General features: G+C 56.8%; 17 protein-coding genes and 1 tRNA gene. 7 read left to right on the top strand and 11 right to left on the bottom strand.

The annotated features are described in order from the left end of the window. Positions 1–12: 12 nt before the first annotated feature. Together ACR1XU_RS05715 and ACR1XU_RS05720 are read left to right on the top strand one after the other, a co-directional pair. Positions 13–89 (top strand) — tRNA-Met (locus ACR1XU_RS05715). Between the two features lie 314 nt (positions 90–403). Next, positions 404–2,035, top strand: a complete 1,632-nt coding sequence (locus tag ACR1XU_RS05720; protein ID WP_480908932.1) for a bifunctional aspartate transaminase/aspartate 4-decarboxylase — start codon at positions 404–406, stop codon at positions 2,033–2,035. A gap of 120 nt (positions 2,036–2,155) precedes the next feature. Here the strand turns inward: ACR1XU_RS05720 and aspT are convergent, their stop codons facing one another. Next, complete coding sequence (gene aspT / locus ACR1XU_RS05725; RefSeq protein WP_480908931.1) at positions 2,156–3,856, bottom strand: aspartate-alanine antiporter; 1,701 nt, start codon at positions 3,854–3,856, stop codon at positions 2,156–2,158. Positions 3,857–4,417: 561 nt separating this feature from the next. Then, positions 4,418–5,299, bottom strand: coding sequence for a LysR substrate-binding domain-containing protein (locus ACR1XU_RS05730; protein WP_480908930.1), 882 nt, complete (start codon positions 5,297–5,299; stop codon positions 4,418–4,420). Between the two features lie 109 nt (positions 5,300–5,408). Here ACR1XU_RS05730 and ACR1XU_RS05735 point away from each other — a divergent pair, with 109 nt between their 5' ends. The 3 genes from ACR1XU_RS05735 (at position 5,409) to ACR1XU_RS05745 (ending at position 8,116) form a co-directional block, all read left to right on the top strand. Continuing rightward, the gene (locus ACR1XU_RS05735; RefSeq protein WP_170805730.1) at positions 5,409–6,158 is read left to right on the top strand and encodes an SDR family oxidoreductase; all 750 of its coding nucleotides are present in this window, start codon (positions 5,409–5,411) and stop codon (positions 6,156–6,158) included. Between the two features lie 18 nt (positions 6,159–6,176). Further along, positions 6,177–6,566 (top strand): ectoine synthase, encoded by a 390-nt coding sequence (locus ACR1XU_RS05740; protein ID WP_480908928.1) that lies wholly within the window; start codon positions 6,177–6,179, stop codon positions 6,564–6,566. Between the two features lie 581 nt (positions 6,567–7,147). Further along, positions 7,148–8,116, top strand: coding sequence for a metallophosphoesterase family protein (locus tag ACR1XU_RS05745; protein ID WP_480915590.1), 969 nt, complete (start codon positions 7,148–7,150; stop codon positions 8,114–8,116). Positions 8,117–8,151: 35 nt separating this feature from the next. Here the strand turns inward: ACR1XU_RS05745 and ACR1XU_RS05750 are convergent, their stop codons facing one another. From ACR1XU_RS05750 to ACR1XU_RS05765, 4 genes are all read right to left on the bottom strand, one after another. Continuing rightward, complete coding sequence (locus ACR1XU_RS05750; RefSeq protein ID WP_480908926.1) at positions 8,152–8,823, bottom strand: nucleoside triphosphate hydrolase; 672 nt, start codon at positions 8,821–8,823, stop codon at positions 8,152–8,154. Further along, positions 8,820–9,602: an ATP-binding cassette domain-containing protein gene (locus ACR1XU_RS05755; RefSeq protein ID WP_170805733.1), complete on the bottom strand. Its 783-nt coding sequence runs from the start codon at positions 9,600–9,602 to the stop codon at positions 8,820–8,822. The genes ACR1XU_RS05750 and ACR1XU_RS05755 overlap by 4 nt, the downstream gene beginning before the upstream one ends. Beyond that, entirely contained in the window at positions 9,602–10,672 is a 1,071-nt protein-coding gene (locus tag ACR1XU_RS05760) for an ABC transporter permease (protein WP_170615753.1), read from the bottom strand. The genes ACR1XU_RS05755 and ACR1XU_RS05760 overlap by 1 nt, the downstream gene beginning before the upstream one ends. A gap of 117 nt (positions 10,673–10,789) precedes the next feature. Further along, complete coding sequence (locus ACR1XU_RS05765; RefSeq protein ID WP_170615751.1) at positions 10,790–11,809, bottom strand: sugar ABC transporter substrate-binding protein; 1,020 nt, start codon at positions 11,807–11,809, stop codon at positions 10,790–10,792. A gap of 186 nt (positions 11,810–11,995) precedes the next feature. Between ACR1XU_RS05765 and ACR1XU_RS05770 the strand changes: the two genes are divergently transcribed. Next, positions 11,996–13,195, top strand: a complete 1,200-nt coding sequence (locus ACR1XU_RS05770; protein WP_170806045.1) for an ROK family transcriptional regulator — start codon at positions 11,996–11,998, stop codon at positions 13,193–13,195. A gap of 148 nt (positions 13,196–13,343) precedes the next feature. Here ACR1XU_RS05770 and amaB read toward each other — a convergent pair whose 3' ends face one another. The 4 genes from amaB to ACR1XU_RS05790 all read right to left on the bottom strand — a co-directional run bounded on the left by amaB (position 13,344) and on the right by ACR1XU_RS05790 (position 18,535). After that, positions 13,344–14,840 carry an L-piperidine-6-carboxylate dehydrogenase gene (gene amaB / locus ACR1XU_RS05775; RefSeq protein WP_480908925.1) on the bottom strand — a complete coding sequence of 499 codons (1,497 nt, stop codon included), beginning with the start codon at positions 14,838–14,840 and terminating at the stop codon, positions 13,344–13,346. Between the two features lie 18 nt (positions 14,841–14,858). Continuing rightward, the gene (locus ACR1XU_RS05780) at positions 14,859–15,965 is read right to left on the bottom strand and encodes a saccharopine dehydrogenase family protein (protein ID WP_480908924.1); all 1,107 of its coding nucleotides are present in this window, start codon (positions 15,963–15,965) and stop codon (positions 14,859–14,861) included. Between the two features lie 335 nt (positions 15,966–16,300). Then, a complete protein-coding gene (locus ACR1XU_RS05785; protein ID WP_480908923.1) occupies positions 16,301–16,576 on the bottom strand; it encodes a hypothetical protein in 276 nt (91 codons plus the stop codon). A gap of 300 nt (positions 16,577–16,876) precedes the next feature. Continuing rightward, complete coding sequence (locus tag ACR1XU_RS05790) at positions 16,877–18,535, bottom strand: NAD+ synthase (RefSeq protein ID WP_480908922.1); 1,659 nt, start codon at positions 18,533–18,535, stop codon at positions 16,877–16,879. 156 nt (positions 18,536–18,691) lie between these two features. Between ACR1XU_RS05790 and ACR1XU_RS05795 the strand changes: the two genes are divergently transcribed. Then, positions 18,692–20,164, top strand: a complete 1,473-nt coding sequence (locus tag ACR1XU_RS05795) for an MORN repeat-containing protein (protein ID WP_170805738.1) — start codon at positions 18,692–18,694, stop codon at positions 20,162–20,164. Positions 20,165–20,171: 7 nt separating this feature from the next. Here ACR1XU_RS05795 and ACR1XU_RS05800 read toward each other — a convergent pair whose 3' ends face one another. Further along, on the bottom strand, positions 20,172–20,837 hold the full coding sequence (locus ACR1XU_RS05800; protein WP_480908921.1) for an SDR family NAD(P)-dependent oxidoreductase: 666 nt from the start codon (positions 20,835–20,837) through the stop codon (positions 20,172–20,174). Between the last annotated feature and the right edge of the window lie 6 nt (positions 20,838–20,843).

Here is a 20,843-nt window from a genome sequence, read left to right on the forward strand (position 1 = left end):
TTCCGACCCTGACGCGGGATGGAGCAGCCCGGTAGCTCGTCAGGCTCATAACCTGAAGGTCGTAGGTTCAAATCCTACTCCCGCAACCAGCGTCGGAAAATCTCAGAACAGCCCGTTCAGACTACAATTGATCCACTGGATCAATTGCTTAACGTCTTCACCTCGTCAGGCTCATAACCTGAAGGTCGCAGGTTCAAATCCTGCTCCCGCAACCACTTGGGTCGAACAAAGTACCGAACAAGCCGCCGCAAGGCGGCTTTGTTCATTCTGGACCAACCCTATCAGCGCCGCCAGGGCACCCTCCAACTCAATCCGCACGCGACAGCATTGTTTACACAGGCACAACTCATTGCGTACGATCCTGTTGAATATTTCCGACATTATAAACAAAGGGTTTGATGCCATGCCAGATACGCTGGACCTGCATAAGTACGAAAATCTAAGTCCTTTCCAAATCAAAGACGAACTCATCAAGCTGGCACAGAAAGAGTCGCGCCAGATGGCTCTTCCCTATCTGAATGCGGGACGTGGCAACCCCAACTGGATCGCAACACAGGCACGCGAGGCGTTTTTTCTTCTGGGTCAATTCGCGATGACCGAAGCGCGGCGCCATCGCAATGAACAGCGGGTCGGTTTGGCCGGAATGCCGCAGGGGGATGGATGCTATGACCGGCTCAAGACGTATTGTGCGGATTCGATAGATAAGAATGGCCCTCCGGGTGCTGACACTCTGGTTGATGTGGTGGACTTCGCGATTGAGAAGTTCGGCTTTGCCCCTGACGATTTTGTTTTGGAATTGGCCGACGGCATTGTCGGTGACCACTACCCGATGCCTGATCGGTGCATGCAGCACAACGAGGCGATCGTCCATGAATACGTGATGTGGGCGATGTGCGCCGGTCACCGGCCCGACGCGAAATTCGACATTTACGCGGTCGAGGGCGGCACGGCTGCGATGTGCTATATCTTCAAGGCGCTCAAGAACCAGCGTCTGCTGAATGCTGGTGACACCATCGCATTGGGCACGCCGATATTCACGCCTTATCTGGAAATGCCAGTGCTCGAGGACTATGGGCTGAATGTCGTGGATGTATCCTCGGCCGAGAAAGATCACTTTCAACTGACCGATGACGACCTCGAGCAACTGGCCGATCCGAAGGTCAAGGCTCTGTTTCTGGTCAATCCGGGCAACCCGTCTTCGGTCGCGATCAGTTCCGAGGTCATGGCCCGGTTGGTCGAATTCGTCAAAACCCGTCGCCCGGATCTGATCATCCTTACGGATGACGTCTATGGTACATTCGTTCCGAACTTCCAGTCGGTGATGGGGCATCTGCCCGAGAACACGATCGGGGTCTATTCCTACTCAAAGTATTTCGGCTGCACCGGCTGGCGTCTTGGCGCAATCCTGGTGGCTGAGAACAACATCTTCGACAGGATGATTGCCGAGGCGCCGGCCGAGACAAAGGCCGTGGTCAACGCACGGTATGAGACCCTGACCCCGGATCCTTCGTCCTTCAAGTTTATCGACCGCATTGTGGCCGACAGTCGCGATGTGGCACTGAACCACACAGCGGGGCTGTCATTGCCACAGCAAGTGATGATGACACTGTTCTCGTTGGTCGAACTGATGGATGAACAGAAAGGTTATCAGCAATTCTGCTGGGGTATCCTGAAACACCGCTTTGATGAGTTGGTCGAAGGCCTGGGCATTGAAGTGCCTGACAACCCGTTGTTCGACAAATACTACGGCATCATCGATTTCGAATTCTGGCTTCGGAAATACGTGGGCGAAGAGGTGGTTGCCTGGATCAAAGACAACGTCCACCCCCTCGATATTTCCTTCAAGCTGGCCCAGGATCACGGGATTGTTCTGCTGAACGGATCGGGTTTTGATGCCCCCAACTGGTCGGCGCGGGTGTCCTTTGCCAACCTGGACGACAGCGCGTATCGGCAGATTGGTCGCGCGGTCCGGGCCGTGGCCGTTGGCTATGTGCAAGCTTACCGCGCGTCGAAAGGGTTGCCGTTGCACGGCTAGGTGCGAGCGCAAGAAGCTGATCGGGCAAAGCATTGGCCATCTCCCTGCCCGACGATACTTTGCAGCCTACCCAAAAGCTATGTGTCGCCGCGCTTGGGGGCCGTGTTCCTAAGGATCGGCCTAGGGAACAAATGCCACGACCAGCGGTCCCCAGAGGGTCAGGAAGATGTTTGCCACGGCGTAGGTCATTGTAAAGGCGGGCGTTGGGGTCGCATTGCCCGTCTTTTCCAGCAGCGTTGCAAAACCCGGATTTCCCGAACGTGAACCGGTTACAACGGCGCAGGCCTCGACCGGGTTCTTGATGCGCAGGACAAAATAGTTGATCGGGAACTGTACGATCATCGGCATCAGCGTCACCAGGATTCCCAGAAGCAGGAGGGTGATGCCGTACTCCTGAATCGCTTCCAGCGCGGGTTGCCCGGCATTCAGACCGACGACACCCACAAAAACGGCCAATCCGAAACTTTGAAGGAAATTCGCCGCACCCCGATTAATGCCGCCAATCTTGGGTCGTCTGATGCGCAAATAGCCGATGATCAGCCCCGTTACGAGGCATCCGAGCCCCGAGCCCAGTGCCACTTTGGTACCCGCGATGTTAAAGCTGATCTCGCCGATCAGATAACCAATCGCCACACCGATCCCCAACGCCACGAAATTCGTGACCGAGGCCGACGGAGGCACATAACCCGCAAGCTTCGAAACCCGATTCAGATCGTCCTTGTGGCCGACGATGCTGATCTCGTCACCCGCATGGATTTCGGTTTTTTGCAGAACCGGTATGTCATGGCCCATTCGGGTGATTTTCGAGATATGGACACCGCGCCGTTGATCCGCTGTAAGCGCCGCGCGCAGTTCGGCAAGGGTTTTGCCGGTCAGTTTGCGGTTGGTGACCACAACGTTGCGACGCTCTTCCACAACTGTCAGTTCCGGCGGATACTCACCGATTTCACCACTGACAGTGCCTTCGAATTGAGTGAGAGTTGCGACAAGGCCTGAGACAACGATGACGTCCCCGGCATTGACCGACGTCTGCGGCGTTGGATCGACGGGAGCACCGTTTTGCAGCAACCGTTCGACCACAAGATCGCCCTGGTAACCGCTCTCAATGTCCTTAACCGGTTTTCCAACTATCGCCGCATCGTCGTTCACCTGGTACGCCCGGGCTTCAAAGCGGTTCATCGGAAGGAACTCGCCTTCTTCCAGCCTGTGACCACCACCGCTGAGTTTCTGAGCCAGCTTGATAGCTTCTTGTCGCAGATCAACGCGCATTATGATCGGGATGACACTGACGGCCAGAATTGGACCGATTGAGCCAAAGATATAGGTAACCGAGTAGCCCACAGCGATGTTCGTCTTAAGCTTTTCGGCTTCATCCGAGGCCAGACCCAGCAGATCGATAGCGTTTCCTGCGGTTCCGATAATGGCCGATTGAGTCAGGCCGCCAGCCGCCAGACCTGCCGCCAGTCCTTTGTCCAGTCCCGCCAGTCTGGCCACGACGACAACAAAGAACAATCCCCACAAGGTCATCATAAAGGCGGCCAGAAGCTTGGTCAGCGCCGTGCGGTTCAATGCAGCGAAAAACTGAGGGCCACCGTTGTAGCCCACCATGAAGATAAACAATGAAAAAAAGACGTTCTGAACATCCGCGCTCAGGTTTATGCCGCCAATCTGACCGACAAATACGGCCACAAGCAAAGTACCCGCGATGCCGCCCAGCTCAAACTTGCCAACCCTGAATTTCCCGACTCCGTAACCCAGACCCAGACACAAAAAAAGCGCCATTATTGGAAAGGCGCGTAGTTGTTCAGTGATCAATTCCATCATCAAACCCCTGGGTTTCTACACTGCTCGAGCCGGCACTGCTTATGACGTCTCAGCACATTGAAAAGACAATAGATTTAAACTCATACCGCTATGTCGCTGACAGGTAAGCATCGAGAGAGAGTTCTGTCAAATTCTGACATATCGGCAAAACCGAATGCGTGTTCGCAGCCTCTCGTAGGGAACTCTGCGCCAAACGAGCCACTTCAGGACGGGTTTGTTCATTTCCAGCCAGATTATTGTCACTGTCGATCCGCCCCCACTTGATCTGCACGCCGTCCCTCACTTGCCGGACCAAGATACGTTCGACCAAACCCGGGGCGAGGTCCGGCGATCCGGTGCGGATCGACCGATCCGATATTTTCTTTTTAAGTGATCATTCGCGTTGCAGAGTTTCTGTCGCTCGTCCCGCGAAAGTATTAGCCGCGTTTGGTTGTTATCAACAAAGCCAGCATTCTTTAGAAAACACCTTGCGGCTGCGGCGCGAAAGCTTGGTGCGAGAAATCTTGGTGATGAAATATCGGCTGCCACGCAGAATACCCGGTCCACTTAGTTCTTTGGTCACGGCGGCGAGCCGATCTCAATGAGCCAGGAGCGTAGCGTACTGACGGGAGGAGACCGTTGGTCTCCGTCCCGGCAAACGAAGCACAGGGCGTTCTCGTCTTCAACGCTGACATCACTGAGGTAGACCAGCCGTCCTGCCGCCAGGTCATCAGCGACCAGAATCTGACGCACAAGGATGGCACCCTGCCCATCGATGGCAGCCGCAATCAAAACGGCAGAATTTGGGAAAGCCGAGCTTTTTGATTGAGCATCCGGGTGGCGTATTCCGGCCTGTATCGCCCATGCATCCCAGTGCGGATGAAACTGATCATGCAAAAGAGGAAGCTGAATTATGGTGTCAGCGGCAACCGGACCTTCCGCCACCAAGGAAGGCGCGGCAACAACGACGAGGCGTTCCTTCCAAAGGCGCTCGCGGTAAAGCCCACTCGGCGGATTGCCGCCATACCGCAGCGACACATCGACCTCGCTGTCAAAGAAATCGATGATTTGATCATCGGTATCCAGACGAATGGAGATGCCGGGGTGGCGCTTGCGGAACTCCGGAAGCCTCGGCACAAGCCATTTGATCGCCAGGGAAGACGAAAGCGATACCGTGACCGAACGCCGTGTTTTCGAACGCTTAATCGCCCCAATCCCTTGTTGCAACGTTGCGAATGAGTCCTGTGTCGCCAGATGCAGACGTGACCCTGCATCAGTGAGTTCGACACCGCCCGGCAGTCTTCGCAGCAACCGAACATCCAAGTATTGCTCAAGTTGCTTGATCTGGCGGCTTACCGCGCCATGCGTCACACCAAGGTCATCGGCTGCTTTGCTGATGTTCAAGCGTGATGCGGCTGCGTCGAAGGCTTGTAATGCTCGAAGATGTCTGATGATCGTCATGACTGTGATTTTATCTCACATCTATGTGTCGTAAAGTCGTTTTATTTTAGGCTAGATACCGCATACCTTAGTCAAGCCAAGGCAGAAAAATCATAGCGGAGAAAGTGAAATGACTGGTGTCAGAGTGGCCCTGATGACCGGAACTGGCCAGGGCATTGGAAAGGGGTGCGCCGTCGAGATGGCGAAAGCGGGCTACAAGGTCTCGCTGATGTCCCCATCGACGCGATCCAAAGACCTGGCAGAGGAATTGGGCGGGATTGGACGCCAGGGTTCGGTCCTCGACACCGATGATCTGCAAGCGATGGTGGACGCCACACTCGATAAGTACGGAAGGATCGATGCCGTCGTCAGTAACATGGGCCATGGTGGCGGCGTACCAGAGGCAATCAAGACGGTTGGCTTTGATCCGGAATTCGACGGGCCGTTGCTGGAATTGCCGGATGAGTTGTGGCACGAAAGTCTCGACATGTATGTTCTGAACGTGGTCAAGCTGGCGCGCATTGTGACCCCGATCATGATTGAACAAGGCGGCGGTTCATTCGTGAACATCTCGTCCATGAACACGGTTGAACCGCGCGCGCCCTACCCGATGAGCATGCTGCGCGGTGCGCTGCATAGTTTCGCCAAGCTGTTCGGAGATCGGTATGCCCGCCACAACATCAACATGAACAACCTGATGCCCGGTTTTTGCGAGAACGTGAATCTGTCCGATATTGCAAGACGGTCCATCCCCGCGCAACGCCCGGCAACATTCGCCGAGATCGGCCAAGCCTGTGTATTCCTTGCCTCGGAAGGAGCGCGTTACATTAACGGGCAGAACATCCTGTCGGATGGAGGGATGAACCGTGCGGTTCGATGACTTTGGGAAGGTAAAGGCATGATCGTAAGATCGCTCGAAGGTATTGTCGGGACAGAGCGGGATATTACCGGCCCGGGATGGAACAGCAGACGGCTTTTGCTCGCGTCCGATGGCATGGGATTTTCGATGACCGATACAATCATCGAAAAGGATGCGATCCTCGAGCTTGAATACACCCATCACCTGGAAGCCTGCTACTGTATCGAAGGCAGAGGTCAGATCAGGCGATTTGGCGAAGCGAAATGGTACGCACTGGAACCTTTCACGCTATACGCTTTGGATCAAAACGACAGACACCTGGTACAAGCTCTGGACGGTCACCTCCGGCTCGTCTGCGTCTTCAACCCGCCCCTCACCGGGAGGGAGGTTCATCGCGAGGACGGAAGCTATGCGCCAATTGAATCCTGACGCGCACAGTGAGTTATTTCCAAGTTTCCAAGCTCGGGGAAAGGGCGCATTGCCAATAGTCCATTCCGGGGTCATTGCGACCATCAACCGAAGCATTGTGAGAGCCCGCTTCGCGGACACGGCAGTCATCCAATTCTATAGATCAGTTGTCCTGATTAGGATTAAACTCTTCGTTGACAGCTATTGGACTTGGTCACCAACCCTAATACCGCTTTGCAGCTGCTCCTTCCGGCCAGCATCAACCGGATTTCAATTCACTGGACTTTCGAAAGGTCGATCGTAGATTTGTGACATTCTTCGAAAGAGGTGCCCGCGTGTTGGTCAGGATCGGTTCACTCGTTTTCTGGGTATGGTGTTTGTTTTGTTTCGGCGCTGCGTCTTCTGTCGCTGATGTAGTGCACCGTTGGGTCCAGCTTGGGCCCGATGACGAAGTTGTTGTACGCGCAACCTCTACATCGCCTGACTGCCCCAACTTGCAAGTCGATGGCCATTTGGTCGCCATGAACAAAAGGGCGATACCAGACAGCCAGTTTCCGGAAATCGTCTGCGAGCATCGCGCGCCAAAAAGGGCGCAACAGATAATGCTTGAGGGAAACGCGCTGCCAATTCTAAATCCAAGCGTCCAGCGGATTGTCGTGATTGGAGATACCGGCTGCCGCATTCGGGGCGGCAGGGCTCAGGCCTGCAATGACCCGGTTGCCTGGCCATTGGAATCGATCGCGGCAGAAATTGCATCCAGATCACCGGATCTGATCATCCACGTTGGCGATTACCTGTACCGGTCAAGTGAGTGCCCAGACCCGGAAAAGTGCGGTGGTTCCCCTTTTGGTGACAATTTCCGGGCCTGGTCTGCAGATTGGTTGGACCCGGCCGAAACCCTGTTCGCTCTTGCCCCCTTCATATTTGTCAGAGGCAATCATGAAAGTTGCGGGCGCGGCGACAAAGGGTGGTTCCGGTATTTTGCACCTGGTCTCGTTCCGGATGATTGTCCGGCTGTGACTGAACCCTGGGTAGCCTCTGTCGACGGGTTTGATCTGATCGCATTCGACTCGTCCGCCGGTCCTGCCCCAAAAAGCAGCCCCGATCTGTTGCCCGAATATGGTCGAATGGCCGGGGATATGTTTGCAAACATCAGTGGCGAAACCTGGTTTCTCACTCATCGCCCACTTTGGGCAAACATGCGTGCCTTCGGTGAACTGATCGATGGCGACGACACACAGCGCGCGGCGTTTGGCGAGGCCATGCCAGGACCATTGAACCTTGTCCTGTCTGGCCATATTCACGCGTTTCAGGCAATCGATTTGGCAGATGGGCCGGTGCAGGGGATAAGCGGCAACGGCGGGACACAGCTGGATCCAATGCCAACAGGTGCTTTGACCAATGTTGAAGTCGCCGGAAGCCTGGCAAGTCTCGTGGTCAACAACAGTGATTTCGGCTTCCTGATGTTGACCAGAGAGGTTGGAGACAGTTGGTCGATGGAGGCGATTGACGCAAAAGGAAACGCACTAAATCGATGCCTCCTGAGAAGCCGCGCGCTTTCTTGCGAGTGATGTCACCGGATGGCACAACTACTCATCGCACCGGTTCAGAACGCGTAGCGCACGCCGAATTCGGTGTAGTTCTGATTTAGGACCAGATCGGCCTTCCGACTTTTTCCAAGAACCAGTTCGGCGTTGGGCAGGTCGTTCCCGGTTGCGCGTTGCAGTGCCGTTACGGGGTCGAGGCCGTGTTTGATCCACCGTTGTTGCAGTCTGCTTTCGAGTTCTTCCAATGTCGGGCTGACAAAAACCGTCAGAGCAAAGACATCCGCCAATGCATTCCAGGGATCACTGTCCATCAGAAGGTAGTTCCCCTCAACGACGACAATCGGAGTTTCTGGATGAACGGCAATCGCGTTTGCAATCGCCAGATCCATCTGTCTGTCGAACTTTGGGTGAAAGACTTCATGCTGCGCGGATTGCAGGCCCTTGATCGCCTTACAGAACCCAACCGCATCGAAGGTTCCCGGGGCACCTTTTTTTGCCAGTAGTCCCCGTGCTTCAAGGACGCGGTTGTCCAGATGATAACCGTCCATGGGCACCAGCGTTGCCTGTGGAACCCCCGAGCCCTGATCAGTGTTGAGCGATTGAACGACGGCCTCCGCCAGGGTCGATTTTCCGGATGCAGGGGGGCCGGCGATTGCGACAATCATCCGGGCACCGGCCTGCCGTCGGGCGGCAATCAGGTCGCAAACGTGTTTTACGTCCTGCTCGATCACGCGGCGTCCTCTTTCGGGGGTTCCTTGGCGCCGGTCATGAAAGCCACAGCGTCGGACATCGTGTAGTCCTTGGGATCGATTGTGCAGAGCCGTTTGCCCAACCTGTGTACGTGAATACGATCGGCGACTTCGAAGACATGGGGCATATTGTGGCTGATTAGGATGATCGGAATGCCCCGCGCCCGAACATCCTGGATGAGTTCAAGCACCTTGCGGCTTTCTTTCACGCCCAGTGCGGCTGTTGGTTCGTCCATGATGATGAACTTGGTCGCAAACGCAGCGGCACGGGCAACGGCCACGCCCTGGCGCTGGCCTCCGGACAGGGTTTCGACTGCCTGATTGATCGATTGAACGGTCATCAAACCAAGCTCGGTCAGCTTGTCACGCGCGAACTTCTCCATGGCTGGCCGGTCGAGCTGGCGCAGGTATTTTCCCATGAAGCCCTGTTTGCGGATCTCGCGGCCCATGAACATGTTATCCGCAATCGAAAGGGCAGGGGACATCGCAAGTTGTTGGTAGACGATCTCGATCCCCATGTTCCTCGCGTCAATCGGAGAGGTGAAGTTGACCTTCTTCCCCTCAATCAGGATCTCGCCCTCATCCGGGATCGTGGCGCCGCAGATTGCTTTGACGATGGATGATTTGCCCGCGCCGTTATCCCCGATGACCGCCAGGATTTCGCCCTGACGCAGCTCAAAATCGGAATGGTCGATGGCGGTTACATGGCCATAGCGTTTTACGATCCCGCGGCCCTGGACGACTGGAGTTGTGTCTGACATCAGCCCGATACCTTTCTGATCCACTGGTCAACCGCGACCGCCGCGATGATGAGAAGTCCGATAAGCAGGAAGGTCCACTGTGCGTCCGCGCCCAGTAGCCTGAGGCCAAGCGTGAAGACGCCGACGATCAGGGCACCAAACAGGGATCCCAGAATTGAACCGCGCCCCCCGAAAAGCGAGATACCCCCGATCACAACCGCGGTGATGCTTTCGATGTTGGCCAATTGCCCGGATGTCGGCGAGACCGATCCGATACGCCCGATCAGAGCCCAGCCAGCGAAAGCACAGATCAGACCGGACAACATGTAGACCGACATCAATGTTCTGTGGACATTGACCCCTGATAGTTCTGCGGCTTCTGGATCGTCCCCCACTGCGTAGACATGTCGGCCCCAGGCCGTGTGTTTGAGCGCGTAGGCCAACACAAAGATCAGCACGAGCATGAATATGACGCCAACGGTGAAGGTTGCTCCACCGATGCTGAACTTGGTGCCGAAGAACTGAAGGAAGGGGGCGTTTGCCTCGATGTCCTGACTGCGAATGGTTTCGTTCGCGGAATAGAGGAAGTTCGTGGCCAGAACGATCTGCCACATTCCAAGCGTGACGATGAAGGGGGGAAGCTTGACGCGACTGACAAGCCAGCCATTGAGCGCTCCGATCATGGTTCCGGCGGCTAGTCCGCACATAACGGCAATTGGCACCGGAATGCCGTATCGGAAGGAAAACTGCCCCATGATGACAGAAGAAAACACCATGATCGCGCCAACGCTCAGATCGATGCCAGCGGTCAGAATGACCAGGCTTTGCGCTGCGGCCACGATGCCGACGATCTGCACCTGCTGAAGGATCAGGGTCATCGCGAAGGGCGAAAAGAACTTTGAGCCCAAAAGCAGTCCGAAAATCAAAATCGCACCGACCAGGACGATTAGCGGCACAAAGGACGGGTTAACATGCAGAAGATGCTGCAACTTCCCCAGAACGCCGTGGCGATGGTCCTCAAAAGTCGCAACAGTTTCTGTTTTGCTGGCTGCGGATTCAAATCCCTGGGCGCTTTGGTTTGCTTCGGACATATCTCCCCCTTTTCGTGGGCGTTATGCCGCCCACGAGATTAGTGTACAGGAAGTTTCGGTTTGCTGGCGAAAGGAATGATGAGGCGCTTCGGCGCGCCTCATCCAACAGGCCTGCGCTTAGCCCCAGCAGAGCTCCAAGCCTTCAGCGACCGAAATCGATTCCACACCATCAACGGGCTGATCGGTAATCAGCGCAACGCCGGTATCGTAGAAGTCTTTACCGGGTGTGTTTTCTGGCTTCACGCCCTCGTCGGCCCATTTCTTCACGGCCTCAACGCCAAGCGACGCCATCAGCAGGGGGTATTGCTGGCTTGTGGCGCCAATCACTCCGGCCTCAACGTTTTGTACGCCGGGGCAGCCGCCATCGACCGAAACGATCAACACGTCGTTTTCACGCCCGATGGATTTCAGAGCCTCATAGGCACCCGCGGCCGCCGGTTCATTGATCGTGTGAACCACGTTAATCGTTGAATCCTTGGCCAGAAGGTTTTCCATGGCACGGCGTCCACCTTCTTCGTTTCCGTCGGTTACGTCGCTGCCGACCAGCCGTGCGTCTGTTTCATCGCCGATAACATTTGGATCCGCCAATTCCACTCCGAACCCGTCGAGGAAGCCCTGATTGCGCAGAACGTCCACGGTCGGCTGGCTGACATTCAGATCAAGCGTCGCGATTTTGGCGTCCGCTGCTGCATCACCCATTTTGGCCTTCGCCCATTGCCCGATCAGCAGACCTGCCTTGTAGTTATCTGTCGCAAATGTCGCGTCCGCCGAGTCAATCGGGCTGAGCGGCGTATCCAATGCGATCACAAGAACACCAGCGTCCCGAGCCTGCTGAACCGCGGGGACAATCGAACTTGTGTCAGACGCTGTCAGCAGAATTCCCTTGGCGCCATCGAGGATGCAGGTTTCAATCGCCTGGACCTGAGTTTCGTGGTCGCCGTCGATTTTGCCAGCAAAAGCCTTCAGGGTCATGCCAAGCTCTTCCGCCTTCGCGGTCGCACCCTCCTTCATTTTTACAAAAAATGGATTGGTGTCGGTCTTGGTGATCAGGCAGACGGTCTCACCGGCCGCTTGCGCAGATGCGGCAGCCAGTGTGAGTGCAGTCGCCGATGCGGCAAGCTTGAGTAAATTTCTCATGTTGTCCTCCCATAAAATCATCGTCGTCCCGCATGGCGCGCCAGCGAGACCTACCTCCATCCTCCAATGCAGGTCGTATTCAACAAACCGCGATTCGAGCCTCGATGTCAATAAGTAAATAAAGTTTATTTATTAATTCGATCAGATATCTTTTCATAAGAAAACAAGGTGGTTATGTTCGGGATTATGGAGAAAGAAGCACTTAAAATGCTGACCGGCGGGGTAAGTCAAAGCGGTGTTCGCGATCATAACGAGCGCCTGATTTTGACGGTTTTACAACGCCATGGACCGGCAGCGGGTGCGGATGTTGCCCGGTTGACCGGCCTTTCTCCTCAGACCGTTTCAATCATCCTTCGCAAACTTGAAAAGGATGAGATTCTCAAACGTGGAACCCCTTTACGTGGGAAAGTTGGCAAGCCTTCGGTCCCGATGGAGTTGAACCCGGAAGGCATACTTTCTGTTGGAATGAAGATTGGGCGGCGCAGTGCAGACCTGCTTTTGATCGACTTTACAGGCAAGCCGCGCCGCCAGCTTTCCACCACTTATGACTACCCGCTGCCAGAAGCCGTATTCGGGTTTCTGGAGGCTGGCCTGGAAACGCTTTTGGCGCATGAGCCCCGGAAACTGCGGGACCGCGTTTGCGGGATTGGAATTGGCACCCCGTTCGAGCTTTGGAAGTGGCACGACCTGACGGGGCTGGCGGCCAAACAGTTCCGGTCCTGGAAGAACGTAAACTTCTTTACCGAAGTGGCCAGGTTCAGCAGTTTGCCTGTTTTTGTCGTCAACGATGCGACAGCAGCGTGTCACGCCGAACATCTCTACGGTCGCGGCGCGGAATACCGCGACTATTTCTACTTTTTCATCGGCTCGATGATCGGCGGCGGGGTCGCTTTGAATGGCACGGTGTTCGAGGGCAACCAGGGCAACGCCGGGGCCCTGGGCGCGATGCGCACCACCGGCCCCCTGGGCGAAAGCCAGCAGCTGATCGATACAGCCTCGCTGTTTTTGCTTGAGGACAGGCTGGTCGAAGCGGGCGTCGATCCGGGCATTCTCTGGAAGAAGCCGCAGGATTGGAGCAGCATTTCCCGTTATGTTGAGCCGTGGATTGGCACGACAGCTCAGGAATTGGCCAAAGCCGCGCTTTCGATCTGTGCTGTCATTGATTTCGAGGCAATCTTCATAGATGGGGCATTCCCGCCGGAGGTCAGGGAAGAACTGGTTTCAAGGGTGCGTCGCTATCTGGCCAACCAGGACAAGCGCGGGTTGATCCCGCCGGTCGTTGAAAGTGCAGCGGTCGGGGAAAACGCGCGCGGCATTGGCGCTGCGAGCAGTCCGATCTTTCGCCAGTTTCTGTTGAACACCAATGCGGGGCTTTCCGGAATGTAGCGGAAGCGCATTACAGGCATATTGGAGCAGAAGCTCGCAAAACCCATTCGAAACAAAATTCCCCCAAGCATCTGCACCCGGGGGAATTTCAGTTCTGTATCTTTGACCTGTCAGATCGGCTGATCGGCCAATCTCAATGGACGAAAGCCTAAATGTCGAACTTGACGCCCTGCGCCAACGGCAGTTCGGCCGAGTAGTTCACGGTGTTGGTCTGGCGGCGCATGTATGCCTTCCAGGCATCCGAGCCACTTTCGCGCCCGCCGCCGGTTTCTTTTTCACCGCCAAACGCGCCACCAATCTCGGCGCCGGACGGTCCGATGTTGACATTGGCGATGCCACAATCCGATCCTGCCGCAGTCAGGAATTGCTCGGCCTCGCGCATGTTCAGGGTGAACACGCAGGATGACAGGCCCTGCGGCACATCATTCTGAATGTCCAGCGCTTCGGCAAAGTCGTCATATCCCATGACATAAAGGATCGGCGCAAAGGTTTCGGTCTTCACCACCGCGCTTTGACCGGGCATTTCGACGATAGCAGGTTCCATGTAGACGCCGGCCGGCACTTTTTCGGTCACCCGATTACCGCCAAAGACAGTTCCGCCCTCGGCTTTTGCGGCCTCCAACGCTGCGGTCATGGCCGCGCCCGAGGCTTCATCCACCAGCGGGCCGACCAAGGTGCCTTCGGCCAGCGGATTGCCGATGGGCAGACCGGCATAGGCCTTCTTCAGACGGCTCACCAGTTCCTCGCGGATCGAGTTGTGCGCGATCAGGCGACGCAGGGTGGTGCAGCGCTGACCGGCGGTGCCAACAGCAGAGAACACGATGGCACGAACCGCCATTTCCAGATCGGCCGAAGGGCCAACGATCATAGCGTTGTTTCCGCCCAGCTCCAGAATGCACTTGCCGAAACGTTGCGCCACGATGGGGGCCACCGCGCGGCCCATGCGGGTCGAACCTGTTGCCGAGATCACCGGAACATCCGCGCTGGCCACCAGCGCTTCACCCAGGGCGGCGCCCCCGATCAGGGTTTGCAGCAGGCCGTCAGGCGCATCGCCGAACCGGGCGAGCGCGCGCTCAAAAATCCTCTGGCAGGCCATGGCGGTCAGCGGCGTCTTCTCGGACGGCTTCCAGATCACCGGATCGCCACAGACCAGGGCCAGCGCCGCGTTCCAGGACCAGACCGCGACCGGGAAGTTGAAGGCCGAGATCACGCCGACCGGACCTGCCGGATGCCATGTCTCCATCATCCGGTGACCGGGGCGCTCGGAGGCGATAGTCAGACCGTAAAGCTGACGCGACAGGCCGACAGCAAAATCGCAGATATCGATCATCTCCTGCACTTCGCCCAGACCTTCCGAGGTGATCTTGCCAGCTTCCCAGCTGACCAGAGCGCCCAGATCATCCTTGGCGGCCCGCAGCTCCTCGCCAAGCAGGCGGATCAACTCGCCGCGGCGCGGTGCCGGAACGACACGCCAGGCTTTGAAAGCCGATTGCGCGCGGGCAAAGACAGCGTCCATCTCTGCAACCGGTGTCTCGTGCACTTGTGCCAGCAGGCTGCCATCGATCGGAGACGTCACCTTGAGCGTGCCGCCGTTCAGTTCGGCCTCGGTCAGATCCAAATTCGCAAGCGTGGTTTGGGCTGTCATCACAATGTCTTTCATATCTCAGGCTGCCTTGTTCTGTTTGGTGACGTCACCAGCGCGATAAAGCTGGCCGAATTCGGTGTTGAGGAAGTCATCAAGCTTGACCTGTTCCTGCCGGACAAACCCCTTCGCGGGCAGTGCGCCGATGCGCATCAGGTCAACCACGCCCAGAACACCTGCGGCGGTGGTGACCTGAATGGCGCTCCAGACCTGTCCGTTGATGGTGCGGGCAAAGGACTTGTTGATCAGGGACTTCTCGCGCAGCACCCCGTCAATCCTGCCCTTGGCGGTGCAGTAAACCAGAACGACGTCCTGGTCGGTGCGGGGCAATGCGGCCTCGAAAATCTCTTTCAGCAGATCGCGGCGGCGTTCCAGCCCCAGATCGTTCAGAAGCAATTTCAGAATGTCGCAATGGCCCGGATAGCGGATCGAGCGATAGGACACGGCCCGCGCTTTGCCTTCCAGCGTTTCCGGCAATGTGCCCAAGCCACCCGAAGTGTTGAAGCACTCGTATTCCACGCCGTCATGGCCCAGAACCTCGTAATCTTCCAGCGGTGCAGTCTTGACCAGCTTGCCGTTCACGATGGCATCGCACGGGTTGCAGTATTCGTTGATCAGCCCGTCGGTTGACCATGTCAGATTGTATTTCAGCGCATTCGTCGGATACAGCGGCAACGCACCCACCCGCATATGCAGGCTGTCGATCTCGTCAAACTCCGCCGCCAGCGAAGCGCCGGCAATCCCGACAAAGCCAGGTGCCAGGCCACATTGCGGCATGAACGCCGTCTGGCTGCCCTCGGCAAGCTCACGCACTGCCTGGGTTGCGGCGACATCTTCGGTCAGGTCGAAGTAATGCGCGCCCGCAACCTTGGCTGCCTTGGCAATGGTCGGGGTCAGAAAGAACGGTGCTGCCGAAATGACGGCATCAAATCCGGTTAGCTCTTTGGCCATGCCGTCCGCGTCAGTGGCGTCGATCTGTTTGGTGCCAACGCCCATTTTCGCGATATCGCCCAAAGCTTTCAGGTCATGATCCGCAACCGTAACACTGTAATTCGGCGACCCTTTCAAAAGCGTCGCGATCATCTGCCCGATCTTGCCGGCCCCGATGACACAAATATTCCAGGACATCAGTTTCTCCATAAAACTGTCTTGCGTGGAAAATGGCTGAAAGGGGTTACGCTTCATAGGGACCAATCTGACGAATTGCACCTAGATGACGTCAAAATGACGGAATTTTTGTCAGTTCGGTAGGTCGGTTGCAAAGCACCGTGGCACGTAACGAGGGTTGCAAATTGACATGACGTTGAAATCACGAAGGGCTCAAACAGCCGAAGGCCTTCTGGGCGCGGTGTATCAGGGGCGATCCGGGGGCGTGGCGCAGCAGGTTTCAATTGCGCCCTCAAACTCGAGCCGCAATTGAAAGCAATGCGATCTAAATTTCCAGCGAAAAGCTATGAGCTGGACTACGCCGCGCCCGAAAACTCGGCCCACTTCTGGCGAAGTGTCGCCGTCAGGCCGGTTGGCTGAGGTTCAGCCTGCTTCGAAATCTCTTCAGCCGAAGCCAGCACCGGAAACTCGGAGCGTACTGTTTGAAGCGACGGAGTGCTCTGCGAGAGCTCCTCACACATGACCGCGGCAATTGCGGCCTCCAATTCGGCCTCGTCCAATTCCTGTGCCGGGGACTCCATCGTCCTTAGACGCAGATACGGGTAATACGGCCTTTCATATTCCTCATGCATTGTAACACCAAACCGTTAACTCAGACATTCGCAGATCAATGCGCCACACTTGAATCCAACACATCGCCTGAAAACTTGTTCTGCCAGGAATGCGTCACACTCGCCCCACATGCGGCGGCATTGCAGCTTAAATGTGGCAAAACATTGTCAATCGGGCAAGCTAGGAGCGGCACCGGACGGAAAAAACCGTTCAAACTGACCAGCTTAGCAAACAAAGGGGTAGGTTTTGGCGGGACTGTTTCCCGTTGCTCCATTATGGGAACGATTTTTGCCCATAATCGCGACGGTCAGTTCCGATACTCAATCGGTGTCACGCCACCGATTCACGATGGGATACCGGCGATCCAACCAGAAGGCGCGTTTGGTCAGCCTTGTTCCCGGCGCAGACTGAAACCGCTTGTACTCGCTGATGTAGATCAGATGTTCGACCCGACGGGCCTCGGCCTCGTCAAAACCTGCCGCCACACAATCGGCGATCGAGCCGTCCTGGTCGACCAGGATCTCCAGGATGGCATCCAGAACCGGATAGTCGGGCAGGCTGTCACTGTCCTTCTGGTCCTCGCGCAGCTCTGCGCTTGGGGGCTTGTCGATAACTGACGGGCGGATGACCTCACCCGCTGGTCCCATCATCCAGTCGCGATGATTGGCATTGCGCCAGCGGCAGGTCTCGAACACGCGGGTCTTGTACAGATCCTTGATCGGATTGTAACCGCCGTTCATGTCGCCATAAATGGTGGCATATCCCACCGCGACCTCGGATTTGTTGCCGGTTGTCAGCAGAATCTCGCCAAACTTATTCGAAATCGCCATCAGCAGAAGTCCACGCAGGCGAGACTGAACATTCTCTTCGGTCAGGTCTTCGTTTCGACCTTCAAACAATGGGGCGAGCGAATTGGTGACAGCGGCGCGGCTTTCCGAGATCGGAACAAAATCGTAGTGAACGCCCAACGCCCTTGCGACGGCCTCGGCGTCGTCCAGCGAGGCCTGGCTGGTATATTCCGACGGCAACATCACGCAGCGCACGTTTTCCGACCCGAGCGCATCCACCGCTATTGCCGCCACCAGCGCGGAATCGATGCCGCCGGACAGGCCAAGCAGGGCTTTGCCGAACCCGGTTTTCCCCATGTAATCGCGCAAGGACTGCACCATTGCGCGATAATCCTGTTCCCATTCATCCGGTTGCGGCACGATTTCTGCCGGTGCAATGCGCCAGCCATCTTCGCTACGTTCCAGATCGATATGTGAGATCGCTTCATCAAACACGGGCATCCGGAACGCCAGCTCTCCTCCCGGATTCAGGCCGAATGTTCCGCCGTCAAAAACCTGATCGTCCTGACCGCCCACCATGTTGAGGTAGATCAGCGGCAGTCCGGTTTCGATAACGCGCGCCACCATGTGGTTCAGGCGTATGTCGTATTTGTCGCGGAAATACGGTGATCCGTTGGGGATCAGCAGAAACTCGGCGCCGGTTTCTGCCAGCGTTTCGGTTACATCCTCGTGCCAGCTGTCTTCGCAAATCGGGCTGCCGATGCGGGTGTTGCCCACCGAATAGGGGCCACCCAGCGGTCCGGCGTCATAAAGGCGGACTTCGTCGAAAACCGTTTCATTGGGCAGGTGATGTTTCAGGACTTTGCTGGAAATCCGCCCACCCTTGAGGATCAGATAGGCGTTGAACAGTTTGCCATCCTCGACCCACGGACCGCCAATTGCCAGCGCCGGCCCATCGGCGCAGCGTTCAGCAAGCGATTCGACCGCAGCCATGGCCGCTTGGTGAAACACCGGCTTCAGGATCAGATCCTGCGTGTTGTACCCGGTGATGAACATTTCGGGCAACGCCACCAGATCGGCCTTGGCATCGCGCCCCTGTGCCCAGGCGGCAAGGGCTTTGTCAGCATTGCCGTCGATATCCCCGACAACGGGGTTGAGTTGCGCCAGAGTGATGCGGAAACGGTCGGCCATACTGCCCTCTTGCCCTCGACTGTCCTATTGCCATTTACCAGATCGCACCGTGAGGAAAAGACAAATGCGGCAAAAGCCGTTGCCCTGCCCTGAGTGGTGCCTTAGTTTTGCGCAACAGAACGCATTCAAAGCATGACCGGCCAGGCGTGAAAACCCATGAACTTGTTTCGCATATCTATAGCCGTTTCACTTTTGGCCCTGACGGCGGTCAACGTGGCCGCGCAGGGTGACGAAGTCATCATTGCCGATGACGAGGTTGGCGGCGTGTACGAGGGCACGTTTGAAAACGGGCTACGTCATGGGACCGGCACGTATCGCCTGCCTGACGGCTTCGAGTATTCCGGTGAATGGTTCGAAGGCGAGATCAAGGGCAAGGGCATCGCGCGCTACGCCAATGGCTCGGTCTATGAAGGGATGTTTGCAAAAGGCCAGCCCGAGGGGCGCGGCAAGATCGTTTTTGCCGATGGCGGCAGCTACGAAGGCGATTGGGCCGGCGGATCCATCAACGGGACAGGTATCGCCGAATACGCAAACGGAATGCGGTATGAAGGCGAGTTCAAGGATGACCGCCATCACGGCAAGGGCATGATCAAGGATCCTGCCGGCTATGTCTATGACGGTGATTGGGTCGACGGCGTGAAGCAGGGCAAAGGCCGGATAACTTACGCCGAAGGCGGCGTCTATGAAGGCGATATCGAAAACGGGCTGCGTCATGGCCAGGGTACGCTGACGCTTTCTGACGGGATGATCTATACGGGGGACTGGTCACAGGATCTGATCACCGGCAAGGGCCGTCTCACCCAGGCCAACGGCGATGTCTACGAAGGGGACATGGTCGAAGGTCGGCGTGAAGGCAAAGGCAAGGCGACCTACAAGAATGGCGCGACATATGAAGGCGACTATGTGGATGATCGCCGCCACGGCAAAGGCCGGTTTCTCGGCGCGGACGGGTTCGACTATAACGGCGAGTGGTCCGAAGGCCAGATTGAGGGATTTGGTGAGTTGATCTATCCGGATGGATCAACCTATGTCGGGGACTTTCAGGCTGACCTGCCGCACGGCAAGGGTATGAACACTTTTGCGGACGGTACGATCTACGAAGGCGATTGGATCGCCGGCGTGTTCGAAGGCAACGGCAAGGCGACCTATCCCAGCGGCGTCGTCTACACCGGACAATTCAAGAATGCCCGCAGCCATGGCCAGGGCGTTCTGACATTTGCCAACGGCTACAGATACGAGGGCGAATGGGTTGACGGCGAACGGCACGGCAAGGGCAAGGCCAGTTTCGCCGACGGCACCGTTTACGAGGGTGATTTCCGGAACGGTGAGCGCCACGGTGAAGGAACGATCACAGCGCCAAACGGGTTCAGCTACACGGGCGGCTGGATTGACGGCAAGATCAGTGGTGACGGTATTGCCACCTATGCGACTGGCGACGTTTATGAAGGCAGCTTTGTTGACAACAAACGGCAAGGCAACGGCACCATGAAATATGCCAACGGTCTGGAAGAAACCGGTGTCTGGGAAAATGGTGCGCTGGCGGAAAAGGCTGACGAATCCCAGGACGCCACGGATGCGGATGAACCAACGCAGGAAAACGCAGAGGAACCGGCCGCTTCGGATGGGTGACCCTTACCTACCAGGGTATCCGTTCACCGGCCCAGTCAAAAAAGCCGCCGCTATCCGCAGGCATTAATCCTTCGATGACGGACAGCAGATTGCGGGCAGCTTCATCCGGTTCGACTGCCGGGTGCCTCCCCAGATATTTCCGCGTAAACTCGGTTTTGACCGTACCGGGGTGCAGCGCCACGCAAATCGCCTGTGTATGCGTGCGATCCAGTTCAATTGCAGCGGTGCGCGTGATCTGATTGACTGCTGCCTTTGCGGCGCGGTAGCTGATCCATCCCCCAAGCCGGTTGTCCCCGATGGAACCGACGCGCGCGGACAAGATGGCAAATACGGAACGCCGATCCCGGGGCAGCAACCGATTTGCGTGGCTAAGCACAAGGGCTGGCCCAACCGCGTTCAACGCGAACTGGTCCATCATCGCCGTTGAAGACAGCGACCGGATGGTCTTTTCCGGCCCGTGGCCATCGATCTCAAGCGCGCCCGTGGCGACCAGCACCAGATCAAACGGGCCCTGAAGCTTGTCCAGCGCGGAGTGAACAGTATCGGGTTTCGTCATGTCAAATCCACCGGCCGAGCGGGACAACCCGGTCACGCTGACCTGTTTCAGGTCCAGCTGCCTGCAAACGGCGCGTCCAATTCCTCCGCTTGAGCCGATGATCAATGCTGATTTCATGTGCGC

The organism is Ruegeria sp. D1(2025), assembly GCF_056536425.1.